The sequence below is a fragment of the Streptosporangium amethystogenes genome (assembly GCF_000721075.1).
GTDB lineage: Bacteria > Actinomycetota > Actinomycetes > Streptosporangiales > Streptosporangiaceae > Streptosporangium > Streptosporangium amethystogenes.
The window spans coordinates 243,095-256,127 of the sequence record NZ_JOEQ01000011.1 but is presented as its reverse complement, the minus strand read 5'-3'; the positions used below and the strand labels follow the sequence as shown (position 1 = coordinate 256,127).

Genomic DNA, 13,033 nt, shown 5'->3' with positions numbered 1-13,033 from the left:
GTGCGCACCTCCACCTCCTCCGGGGTGGCGGGTCCGTGGTCGGAGTGGCAGGCGGCCACGGTCGAGGTGAGCGGGACTGCGGGCAATGGTTTGGGAGCGGTGCCGGCTACGCGTGGTGCCGAGTCCTGGACGCTGGCTTCGGCTACGCCGTGGTTGTACGCGAAGGTCAGTGACGCCGGCGGGGCGAAGCTGGTGCTGGACGCGGAGATCGAACACGATCCGGCCGCCCCGGGGCAGGGCACGGGGGTGATCTGGTCCGGCAAGGGCGCAACCGCGTACGCCTCGGGCGGTAACGCCTGGGTACAGGTCCCGACCGGGAAACTCACCGACGGCATGAAGATCCGCTGGCGCGTTCGTGGCGTCACCACCGGCGGGTCACGCCGTGGGTGTATGCGAAGGTCAGTGATCCCGGCTCGCGTGGCTCGCGTCTGTGGGTCCAGGTTGAGCATGACCCGGCGGCGTCCGGGCAGGGCACGGGACTGATCTGGGAGGGCAAGGGCGCCGCCGCCTCCGACTCCGGCGCCAACGCGTGGGTCCAGGTCCCGACCGGGAAACTCACCGACGGCATGAAGATCCGCTGGCGGGTGCGCGGTGAGACCACGACCGGCGCTATCGGTCCATGGACCGACTGGCTCACCACCACCATCGACCTCCACAAACCGTCGGTGGCGGGATTGTCGATGACCCCAGCGACATGGAATGCAGGGGCGTGGACAGCAGCGGCAGCTTCGCCATGGCTGTATGCCAAGGTGACCGACCCGGAGAACAGAGATTCCCTGCTCGCTGTGGAAATCGAGCACGACCCGACAGGGACCGGCCAAGGCTCCGGCTTGATCTGGGCCGGGAAGAGTGCTCAGCAGTCTCGCTCCGGCGACAACGCCTGGGTCCAGGTCCCGGCTGGAAAGCTCACCGACGGTACGAAGATCCGCTGGCGCGCACGCGGAGAAACTGCGAGAGGCATCGCCGGCCCCTGGTCCGACTGGACCCAAGCACGTATTGATTTGACCAAGCCATCGGTCGAGTCGCTGGGGATGGATCCGGCTCTTCCGGGTTCGGCGTCGTGGACAGCGGGGACGGTGACGCCGTGGCTGTATGCCCGGGTGACCGATCCGGAGAACCGGTCCAGCAAGCTCAATGTCGAGGTGGAGCATGACCCGGCTGTGGTGGCTCAGGGGTCGGGTCTGATCTGGTCGGGTGCTTCGGATAAGCAGTACGCGTCCGGGACGATCGCTTGGGCGGTTGTGCCGGCCGGGAAGTTGACCGATGGTTGGCAGGTCCGGTGGCGTGCGCGGGCCACAACTTCCTCTGGGGTGGCGAGCCCGTGGTCAGATTGGATCACGGCCCGTATCGACACGAAGATCTTCAGGACGATTCCGCCTGGGCCGGTGGTCGACAAGATGAGCGTGCCCGTGGGGCAGCTGGTTTCGGGGCAGTGGATCCTGCCGAGTGTCAGCCCGGCCTTCACCGCCACGATTTCCGACGCTGATCGGCGGCCCGGTGTGCTGGAGGCCGAGGTCGAACACGACCCGTCTGCTACCGGGCAGGGTTCGGGGCTGATCTGGTCGGGGCAGGGCAAGACCTTCCGGGAGACCTGTTTCACCGGGCAGGCATGTTCCGCTTCGCACCAGTCCCCTGTGGTGACGGGGGTGCAGAACGGCTGGCTCATTCGGTGGCGAGTCCGTGCGGTGGTGCAGTCCACCGACTCTCCGGGTGCGCTGGTGGCGGGCCCGTGGTCGCAGTGGCAGACCGGACGGGTGGACACCTCCAAGCCGGTGGTGTCGGAAGTAACGGCGGCTGTTCCACCTCCAGCAAGTGCTGGCTGCAAACACCCACGATGGTACGCCTCGGGCGGTAACGCCTGGGTACAGGTCCCGACCGGGAAACTCACCGACGGCATGAAGATCCGCTGGCGCGTTCGTGGCGTCACCACCGGCGGAGCCGAGGGCGTTTGGTCGGCCTGGCAGACCGCCACCATCGACCTCACCAGGCCAAGTGTCGACGGCCTGGGCATGAGTCCGGCGATTCGGGGTGCGTCATCGTGGACGGCAGAATCCCTGACGCCGTGGATGTACGCGAAGGTGACCGACCCGGAGAACCGGCCCAGCAAGCTCAACGTCGAGGTGGAGCATGACCCGGCCAAGACCGGGCAGGGCACGGGGCTGATCTGGTCGGGCTCCTCCGACAAGGAGTACGCGTCCGGGACCAACGCCTGGGCGGTCATCCCGGCCGAGAAGCTGACCGACGGCTGGTACATCCGCTGGCGAGCGCGGGCCACAACCACCTCCGGAGCGGCGGGCCCGTGGTCGGAGTGGGTGTACGCGAACGTGTCGGCGTTGCCGTTCGAGTCGTTCTCCCCGGCGAACAACAGCCAGGTCGGCACCTTAACGCCAGTGCTGTCGGCGAACGCGCGTCCCTTCAACAAGGGCGAGGTCAAGTACTGGTTCCAGATCTGCGCGGGCACCGCACCGAACTGGCGCTGGTGCAAGGACTCCGCGGAGAAGACCGAAGATTGGACCAAGGAAGGCACCTGGCAGGTCAACGACAAGCGGCTGAAGTGGGGCGAGACGTATTCGTGGATGGCGAAGGCGGCCACCACCTACACCACGGTGACCTCATCGTGGCGGACCTTCACCCCGGTGCCGGAGCAGGGCAGCATCAACGGACTGCTGGCCGCCGGCACGCAGGGCCGCGAGTTCAACCACACCTCGGGCAACTTCGCGCACACCGCAACCGACGCCGGCATGGCGGCGGTAGGGCCGTCGCTGTCGGTGAGCCGTACCTACAACAGCCTGGACCCGCGCACCGATGGCATCTTCGGCGCCGGATGGACGACCCGTTGGGACATGCGGATCGAGGTGGAGCCGACCGGCAGCCTGCTGGTGACCTACCCGGGCGGCGAGCAGATGCGGTTCGCCCCCATGGGAAATGGCACCTTCGCTCCCCCGCAGGGGACATTCGCGACGCTGGCCGCCGAGCAGGCGGGCGGCTGGCGGTTGATGGACAAGTCGGCCACCTCCTACTGGTTCGACGCGTCCGGCCTCCTCACGAAGATCACTGATCATCGGGGGCGGGCGCAGGAGCTGACCCGCGGCACCGATGGCAAGCTGACCAAGGTGACCGCCACAGGCGGCCGGTCGCTGACGTTCACCTGGGCAGGGAGCCACGTCGCGAGCGTGTCCACCGACCCGGTGAACGGCAACCCACTGACCTGGACCTATACCTATGAGGGTGATCAACTGGCCAAGGTGTGCCCGCCGACTTCGGCGACCGCCTGCAACAGCTACACCTACGGAGCGGGCTCGCGGTACAAGAGCGTGATCACCGACTCGCGGCCGGAGTACCACTACCGGCTGAACGAGGCCGAGACCCGCACCGGCACCACCGTCGCGAGCGCGGCGGGCTGGAACATCACCGAGGAGCAGGCCAAGCTGAACGGAGCCACCCCGGCCGACCTCGGCACCCAGGTGCCGGGTGCGCTGGCCGGGTCGCCGGACACCGCGATGCGCTTCAAGGGGGCGGCGACCTCGACCTTCGTGCAGCTGCCGCGGAACGCCGTGAGCGGCCAGGGCGGGGAACTGGCGGTCGAGGCGTGGTTCAAGACCACCGCCTCCGGCACGGTCATCGGCATGCAGAACACCGCCGACAACACGCCGTCGGCGTCCATACCGGTGGTGTATGTCGGCACCGACGGCAAGCTGCGCGGCCAGTTCTTCACCGGCCTCTCCACCATCGCGCACACCCCGATCACCTCCTCCAGCGCGGTGAACGACGGAGCCTGGCACCATGTGGTGCTGTCGGCGACGGAGGCCAAGCCGGCCACGAGCTCGACGCCGGCGGAGCATACCCAGACGCTCTACCTGGACGGCCTGGCCGTGGGCACGCTGGCCGGGGAAATCCAGCACGGCGACATGTGGGAAACCCGGATCGGGTCCGGTCATGCCTCTTCGGCCTGGCCGTTCACGACCAGCGCGGCCGCGGTCTTCCCGTTCAACGGCGACATCGATGAGGTGGCGGTGTACGGCAAGCCGCTCGGCGTGGCAGCGGCGGCCCGGCACTTCGCGGCCGGGAAGTCGCAGCCGCAGCTGACGCAGGTGACGTTGCCGTCCGGCCGAGCCTGGGTGGTCAACACCTACAACCCCGATGGGGGCCGGTTGGCCACGCAGGTCGATGCCAACGGCGGCAAGTGGACCCTCGCGGAACCGGTGTACGAGAAGCAGACGACGCTGTCGACGTTCATGACGGTGAAGGTGACCGACCCGCTCAACGGCGTGGTCACCTACGTGGCGGACGCACAGCGCGGGTATCGGCCGGTGTCAGAGACCGATCAGGTCGGCGCGACCACCAAGTGGGCGTATGACGTGGGCGGATTTCCGGCCAAGATGATCGACGCCAACGGCAACGTGATGGAGGCGGCGTTCAACGAGCGCGGGAACCTGCTGTCGAAGAAGACGTGCCGGACGGCGGACAAGTGCCACACGGAGTACTACGACTATTTCGTGGACGTGGACAAGCCGTTCGACCCGCGTAACGACGCGAAGGTCGGCCAGCGCGACGCCCGGTCGGGCTCGGCCACGGATGAGACGTACAAGACCTCCTGGACGTACAGCGCCTTCGGCGAGGAGATCAAGGCCACCACTCCGGCGACGGATGGCTTCCCGGCAGGCCGTAGCACGAGTAAGACCTACACCGACGGCACCGAGCCGGCGGTCGGCGGCGGTATGACGCCGGCGGGCCTGGTGAAGTCGGCCAAGGACTTCAAGGAGAACGAGACCACTTACGCCTACACCGCTGCCGGTGATCTCGCGATGGAGGCGCTGCCATCCGGGCTGGTCAAGAAGTACACGCATGACGCGCTGGGCCGGGTGACCGCCACGACCGAGATCTCCAAGGCGCACCCCGAGGGCGTGACCACCACGATCACCTACGACGGCCTGGGCAAGGTGCTGACCAAGACCGGACCCGGGATCAAGAACGAGGTCACCGGCAAGACCCATACGCTGCAATGGTCGGCCACCTACGACGCCGACGGCCTGCTGTTGACCGAAACGAACGCGGATCTGACGGGTGGGGACGCGGTGCGGACTGCGACCTACACCTACGACGCCTACGGGCGGCAGGAGACGATCACCGGATCCGAGGGTGCGGTCACCAGGTTCGGCTACGACCACAAGGGGCAGAAGGTCGCTTCCACCGACCCGCGCGGTGCCACGCTGGCCTACACCTACACGCCGCGCGGCGAGCCGGCCACCACGGTGCTGAAAGGATGGACGGGCAGTCCGCTCGACCCCCAGCCAGCCGCCGATGTGGTGATGGAGTCCTTCGCCTATGATCCGGCGGGCCGGATGGCGTCCAAGACCGACGCGATGGGCCGCACCATCACCTACTCCTACCAGGCGGACAACCTGCCGTTCGAGCAGATCGCCAAGGGCGCCAAGCTGAACGGCTCTGGCACCGGCCGCGACGTTGTGCTGGACTCGCGGGTGTATGACGCGGCCGGGCAGCTGACCAGACAGACCACTGGTGGCGGCACGCTGCGCATCGACACCGCCTACGATGCCGCCGGGCGGATCACCTCGCAGGTGGTGGACCCGGAGACGCTGGCCCGCAAGACCACCTTCGCCTACGACGCGAACAACAACGTGACCAAGGTGACACGCACCGGCGCGGGTACCACCCGCACCGAGGTTTCCGAGTTCGAATACGACGTGCTCAACCAGCCGACCAAGCAGACCGTTCGTAACGACGGCGCCGATCTGGTCACGACGCTGACAGTGGACGATCGCGGCCTGGTGACGGCGATGACCGACCCGCGCGGCAACGCTACGGGCGCGAACGCGGCTGACTTCACCACCAATGTGACCTACGATGCGGGCAAGCTGCCGGTATTGCTGCAGTTGCCCGGCGTCCAGGTGGAACGCAACGGCGGCGCCGCCGTCAGCGAGCGGCCTACCTCCAAGTTGAGTTACAACACCTTCGGCGAGACCACTCACCAGGTCGACCCCGAAGGCCGCACCGCCACGGCCACCTACGACCGGGCCGGGCGCGTGCTGACCCAGACTGCCCCGGCCTACACCCCGCCCGGCGGACAGCCGATCACCCCGACCATGACCGCCGAATACGACGCGGCCGGTCAGCTGATCAAGGCCACCACCCCGCGCGGCCAGACCACCACCGCCTTCTACGACGCGCTGGGCCGCAAGGTGAAGGTCACCGATCCGCCCGCCAACGGAGCTGCGGCCGGTACGTGGACGTTCGGCTACGACCTGCTCGGTGAATCGCTGTGGACGGTCGATCCGAGCGGAGCCCGGTCGGAGGCCACCTATGACGGCCTCGGGCGGCAGATCACGCTCACCACCATCGAACGCAAGCCGACCCCCGGTATCTACGTCACCAAGCTGGAATACGACGACGCGGGCAGACTGACCAAGACCACCCGCCCCACCGGCGATGCCTCCACCCGCGCCTATGACGCGGCCGGCGCGCTCATCAAGCACACCGACGGACTCGGCAATGCCACCGCCTTCGGCTACGACCTGGCCGGACGCGCCACCACAACCACCAACGCACTCGGGATCACCTCCCGGGCCCTTTACGACCTGGCCGGCCGCAAGATCGAAACCCATGAGCTGGACGCCAACGGCACGGTGCTGCGTACCCGGAAGATCGGCTACGACTCGGCCGGCAACCCGATCAGCAGCACCTCAGGTGAGGGGCACACCGTCACCCGCTCCTTCGACGCGGCCAACCGCATGACCCAGCTGGTCGAGCCGGTCGCCGCGAGCGAGCAGATCACCAGCACCTTCGGCTACGACGCGGCCGGCGCGCAGACCCGCGCCACCAACGGGCGCGGCAATTCCACCTACACCACCTACAACAGCCTCGGCCTCGTGGAGAAGGTGATCGAGCCGGCCACCGCGCAGCACCCGGACCTGAAGGACCGCACCTGGACCGCCACCTACGACGCGGGCGGCAACCCGATCGTCACCCTGGCCCCCGGCGGGGTGCGCGTCGAGCGCGCGTTCGACGAGCTCAACCGGCTGATCGAGCAGGCCGGGACGGGCGCCGAGGCCGAGACCGAGGCGAAGACGTTCGGCTACGACCAGGCCGGACGACTGATCACCGCCAACGATCTGACCTTCACCCTCAACGACCGCGGCCAGTTGCTCAAGACCAACAGCGCCGTCGCCGGTGACCTCAACGTCTACGCCTACGACGCCAACAACCGGCTCGTGCAGCGCACCGACGGCACCGGTACCTCGACCTTCATCTGGGACAACGGCGACCGCCTCACCCAATCGGTGGACCCGGTCTCCGCCACCGCCATCGACTACAGCTACGACAAGGCCAACCGCCTGACCGGCATGGCGTACGGCACAGGCGGTGCCCGCCGCACCTACGGCTACGACGACTTGAACCGGCTGACCAAGGACCAGCTCACCACGTCCGCCGGCGGCGCGATCGCGTCCATCGCGTACGGCTACGACCTGGACGACAACATGACGTCCAAGACCACCGCTGGAACCGCCGGTGCCGGGAAGAACACCTACACCTATGACTGGAACAACCGGCTCACCTCCTGGACCGGGCCCGACGGCGCCACGACCGATTACGGCTGGGATGCGGCCGGCAACCGCATCAAGGCCGGAGACAAGACCTACAGCTACGACGAACGCAACCGCCTCACCTCCGGTGACGGGCGGACCTACACCTACACCGCCCGCGGCACCCTTGCCGAAGAAGGCAACGGCCAGGTCCGCATCACCAAGTTCGACGCCTTTGACCGCATGGTCACTGACGACGGCGTTCAGTATGACTACGACGCCCTCGACCGGGTCGAAACCCGCGCTCACAGCGGCAAGACCCAGCGCATGGCCTACGACGGCGTCACCAACAACCTCGTGACTGTCACCGACGCCGCCACCGGTAACAAGACCGCGATGTTCGGCCGGGACGCCCTCGGCCGCACCCTCGGCCTGTCGGACGGTGCCGGCGCCCAGCTCGCGTTCTGCGACCTGCGCGGCGACCTCATCGGAGCCTTCACCGCCACCGGCACCTCACTGATCGACTCCGTCGCCTACAACCCCTTCGGGGAGGTCGTTACTCGCACCGGAACAGCCCACACCCTCGGCTACCAGGGCGGCTACACCGACCCGAGCACGGGAAAGATCAACATGGCCGCCCGCTGGTACCAGCCCGCCACCGGGAGTTTCGTCTCCCGAGACACCCTCACGCAGAGCCCTGACCCGTCGATTCAGCTCAACCGCTACGCCTACGCCAACGACAACCCTCTGACCAACATCGACCCGGACGGGCACAAGGCCAAGCCGAAGAAGGCCAAGACATCGAACCCGGTCGACACATACGGCGAGTGCAAGCAGCAGAAGAAGAAGAGCAAGACGTGCGGGGAGATCATCGCCGACCACGGTCGGTGCGTCAAGGACTACGGAAAGTCCAACTGCACGGAGGCCGAAAGGGAGTACACGAACTGCAGAAAGGAGAACAACAAGAATTCCTGTTCGGGGACCAAAGATGTCTATGGAGACTGCCGCGCGGACAGCAAGAGCCATATGGGATTAACGTCCGCAGGCGGCAGCAAGGCTGCGTGCCGGGATGCGGGAGCGGCTTACGGTGAGTGTCTCCCCAAGGCCGGCCGGACCGACAAGAAACTATGCCGCGATGTGTCCGACAACTACATAGAGTGCAGATCGCAGGGCACCCGAAGAGCCGACTGCAACGCGGATGCGGAGAACTACCAGCAGTGCCGCCAGGACAACACCCAAGGCTATGGGAAAGGAATGTGCGAACAAGGATCGCAGCTGTACCGCGACTGCTTGCGCAACCGCAGGGCCAATCAGGACATGTGCTCGACGGCCAGCGACGACTACATGGAATGCCGGAAGTCTTCGGCGCCCGGTGGCCGGCAGCTCTTGGATCACGCCACCTGCAGGCCGTACGCCGAGGGGTATGTCACGTGCCGGAACACGTCGTTCAAGGGCGGGAAGCACGGCGCCGATTTCTGTAACGGCGTTCAGGACGGCACGCTCGGGTGCCTCAAGGTGAAGAGTGCGAAGGACTGCTCGGTCGTCGACGACTGGTACATGAAGTGTGCACAGAAGTACGGCGAGTCGGGATGTGTCGGCGACACCGGCCGCAGCGGAAGCGATTGCCCGCCGGCCAAGAGCGTGGCCGATGCGGCGGATTGGACCTGTGAATATTATCTCAGCAACCAGGACGCCGCCATGCTGAAGACAATTCTGGAGTATACCACCTGGGGGGCGGGTATATGTACGATGTTCATCGCAGTGACCAATTTGGTGGGAGTCGGATGTGCGCTGATCGGCGGGTTCACGGGGGCCTTTATGATGGCTGTCGATGCGGCGAATAAAGGGCATGGGGTCGTCATCACATACAGAATTACGAATGGACACGAAAGTCTCATGGTAGGCAGCCAGCAACCCGGTAGGGGGTAATGCGTCCATGAGAAAGGTGCGGCCGGAGATCTCGGTGATGGGCTTGGTTCTCATGACTGGCGCGCTGATCTACTCGGAGACGACCCCGCCTGGGGTGGACCGGCTGGTCAGCTCGCCGCTGATCCTGACGGGATTCGTGCTCACGGCCGTCGGATCGATCGCCGGCTGGCTCAGCGCGCACAACAAAGGCGATCGAGAGCCTTGATGACCCATGCGGCGACAGGCGCCCGCCATCACCCTGTACGACGCGACACCAACGAGCGGTCCTGAACCCCTCCGCTCGCCCTCGACACGCTTTTCACCATGTGTGCGGTGCCGGGGCCCGTCCAGCCCTCCTTGGCCGGCGGACGCCTCTCTCCTGCTCGCGACCCGCCCTGCACCCCACCGGCCGGGAACAGTGCGACGGCCCTCGGAGGTCCTCCGAGGGCCGTCGTCGCTCCCCGACGCGTGATGTGACTCCGAGCCGACCAGGTGAGAGGTGCTCTTCAGCGGATCAGGTTTACCCCACCTCCGAGAGCGGCAACCAAGGGTGGCGTCTCTCGTAAGGCCGAGAATCGTCCCATAATGCTTGATGGAAGCGTATTATCCGTCCTTTAATATGCCCCCTATTGAGTTAGAGTGAAATAACTGGAAACAGGGCGAAGGGAATGGTGGGGGCGATGTCACCAGAAACGGGGCCTTTGTCGCCGGACTTCGCCGGAATCGACCCCGAGCTGATGCAGGGCTTCATCACCGCGCTGGAACGCGGCCGCGACGTGATCAGTGAGCAGACCGAGCGGATCCGGCAACTCCTCGCGACGGCCGAGGTGTCGGCGGTGGGACTGCTGCCGATCAGGGAGATCGACGGCTGGGTCAGCGACGAGCTTCTGGGGCTGCGCAAACGCCTGCAGACGATCAACCAGGACCTGCCCATGCTGGCAGTGGAGGTCGACCTGCCGGGGCGGTCCTCGGCGTGGAGCAGCGGCCTGTTCCGGAACCCGTTCCAGTGGGGGCTGCTGCCCTACGACGAGAAGACCGGAAAGTCCCCGGCGGGCAGTGCCAAGAAAGGCACCGAACTCGCCTTTCAACTCTCGCTACTTCCCTCCTCCACCCTCGGCCTGCCCGATGCCGCCTACGACCGGATCCTCGGCAAGCTCGCCGACGGGCAGCAGGACGCCTATCTGACCGCCGGGTTCTTCCGGGTCATCGGCCCGCAGGGCATGCTCGGCATGCTCGGTCGTCTGGACAGGTACGACAAGAAGGCGGCCGACGGGCACCGGAAGGTGATCGGCGACGCCCTGGCCACCGCGGTCGGCGGGCAGCCGGCCCTGCTCGGCTCGGAGTGGCAGGCGGACAACCTCAAGAAGGCACCGGACGGCGAGCTGGCGTCCCTGCTCCGGTACGGCATGTTCCCCGCCGCGTGGCTCACCGAGATAGCGCGTGGCAGAGTGGGAAAACCGGTCGGCGACGGCGACGGCACCCGCCCCCGGCGCTGGAAGACCGATCTCGTCCCGCTGCTGCCCGCCCTGGCGAACAACCCCGAAGTGGCCAGGGGCCTGTTCAACGCCATGTCGCACGAGGACCTCAGAGACCTGTTCACCGAGCTCAACCGGATGGAAAGCCCCGAACACGCCTTTCAGCGACCTGCGGGCATGGACTTCGACATCAGCACGGAGTTCGGCCGGATGCTCGCCGCCGGAGGCGGCGCCTATGAGAAGGGCCCGCACAGCCCCGAGGCCGCGACGTTCGCCTTCAACGTCATGACCATCATGGGCGACCTCAAGGACACCGACGGCACCGAGGACACCCCGGCCACCCCGATGGAGGTCGCGCCGGGAGCCAGGATCTTCATGTCGACGCTGGCCGGCGCCTATGCCGCCGAGATCACCGAGGGCGCGAACATCGGCGACGCCAACATGACCGAGGCCAGCACGCTCAAGCCCTTCACCTCGGCCTTCGGCACCACGGCGGCGTTCACCCTGAGCCCGAAGGACACCTACGACTTCCTGAAGACCTTCGCCGACTCAGCCAGGAACCTCGCCCCGTTCGACCAGGGCATGGGCCGCTTCTCCCAGCAGCTCATCACCGACGCCTCGGCGACGGCCCGGCGCACCGGGGACGTCGAACACCTGGACAAGGCGTTCACCGCCCTGGGCAACGTACGCGGCTTCGAGCTGGCCGCGATCGAGAAGGTCCAGGGCGACCTGGACATGGTCGACGAACAGCGGAAGAACCTGGTGAACTTCACCCGCGACACCGCCATCGCGCTGACCAGCATCTTCGCCGCGCCGACCCTGGCGTACGACTTCGCCTGGTTCGCGTTGAGCACCACCCTCGCCGCCGACGGCGCCTTCGGTGATGAGGACGAGACCCGGATGGACAAGGCCAACAAGGAGGACCGGGCGGCCACCCTCAGCCGCCAGCACACCTACGCGCAACTGCTCATGGCCAATGGTTTCACCCCGAAGGTGACTGCCGCCGAGTTCCAGGCCAGCTGCCCACCCGGGGTGTCCATCACCGACGCCAAGAGCAACCTCAGACCGTTCGCCGAACTGGCCAAGCAGGGCAACAAGGGGTTGGAGTCCTTCGAGCGGTGGGCGGCGGCCAACGGGATGGGCAGCGAGGACGAGCTATCAATAGGTGATCTATCCCAAAAGATGGCGAGTCGGTTCGAAGGTGGCAACAAACTGAGCAGAGAGCGCGGATTGGCCTACGATAGCTAGCTCACGAAGTCGGAAGACACTCGGTCTCGCCCCGCACTCCGTATTGCCCGTTACCTGGCGACTCCAAGATGATCATCGTCTTGTATGTGTCATTGGCAAGCCGAATAGGAGCGTTTCCCTGATCTTCAGCAATCCGGTAAGGGGCAACCGAGGAGAGCACACCGAGCATGTAGGTATTGAGCCCGCCTGGATCACGTTGCGACGCGGCATCCCTCGCCGTAGCCGCGAAGGTTCGTTTGGCCTTTCCTTCTCCGCATGGAATATCGCGCCCACCAGAATCCGTGATGCGGACATCAAGAACGTGGCTCTCCTTCATCAACCCAGTGATATGTGATTTGAGGGTCTCACCCGCCTCCGCCGCCGTAGGCCCGCTGTCCCCACATCCGGACACCGTCAGCAGCCCCACCGCACACATCAGAACGCCACACCGCACAAAACGTGTCATGCATTCCTCCAGCACTGGCCGAGGTGCCATAGATCCAATAATGTCCAATAGTCCGTCCGATGTATCCGCATCCGAAGAGGAATAAATGAATTCTCGCCCGGAGGACCTGGTGCCCAACCCGCGGCGTCAACTGCTGGAACAGACGTTGACGGAGGTCAGGGCACGGGTCGCCATCCTGGAGGCCGCTCTCGACCCGGCCCACGGCCGGCTCACCGGCCAGCGGACCTGGGTGGGCCCGAAGGCCCGGACGTTCACCGAAGACCTCACCGCCCGCCGCGTACGGCTACGCCAGGCGGCCGGGGCGCTCGTCGACGCCCTCGAAGAGGAACTCCGCTCCGCCCCGGCCAAGGTCCCGTCCTCCGCCACGCGGTACTGACCTACGCCGATAGCGCCTGTGCCGATCCTGGGCGGTCACC

6 protein-coding genes are annotated in these 13,033 nt (G+C 66.4%); 5 read left to right on the top strand and 1 reads right to left on the bottom strand.

Going from position 1 to position 13,033, the window contains the following annotated elements:
• The 4 genes from IG98_RS50600 to IG98_RS0118470 all read left to right on the top strand — a co-directional run.
• Nucleotides 1-483 (top strand): hypothetical protein (locus IG98_RS50600; protein ID WP_211264017.1); only part of this gene is annotated, 483 nt, incomplete at its 5' end.
• Nucleotides 484-1,409: 926 nt separating this feature from the next.
• Complete coding sequence (locus tag IG98_RS0118480) at nucleotides 1,410-9,470, top strand: RHS repeat-associated core domain-containing protein (protein WP_157594398.1); 8,061 nt, start codon at nucleotides 1,410-1,412, stop codon at nucleotides 9,468-9,470.
• Between the two features lie 7 nt (nucleotides 9,471-9,477).
• Nucleotides 9,478-9,675: a hypothetical protein gene (locus IG98_RS0118475; protein WP_157594397.1), complete on the top strand. Its 198-nt coding sequence runs from the start codon at nucleotides 9,478-9,480 to the stop codon at nucleotides 9,673-9,675.
• A 454-nt stretch (nucleotides 9,676-10,129) separates the two neighbouring features.
• Nucleotides 10,130-12,172: a hypothetical protein gene (locus IG98_RS0118470; RefSeq protein ID WP_157594396.1), complete on the top strand. Its 2,043-nt coding sequence runs from the start codon at nucleotides 10,130-10,132 to the stop codon at nucleotides 12,170-12,172.
• Nucleotide 12,173: 1 nt separating this feature from the next.
• Here the strand turns inward: IG98_RS0118470 and IG98_RS50595 are convergent, their stop codons facing one another.
• A complete protein-coding gene (locus IG98_RS50595) occupies nucleotides 12,174-12,617 on the bottom strand; it encodes a hypothetical protein (protein ID WP_157594395.1) in 444 nt (147 codons plus the stop codon).
• A gap of 85 nt (nucleotides 12,618-12,702) precedes the next feature.
• On the opposite strand from IG98_RS50595, the gene IG98_RS0118465 reads away from it, so the two are divergent.
• Nucleotides 12,703-12,993, top strand: coding sequence for a hypothetical protein (locus IG98_RS0118465; protein WP_030913405.1), 291 nt, complete (start codon nucleotides 12,703-12,705; stop codon nucleotides 12,991-12,993).
• Nucleotides 12,994-13,033: the final 40 nt, after the last annotated feature.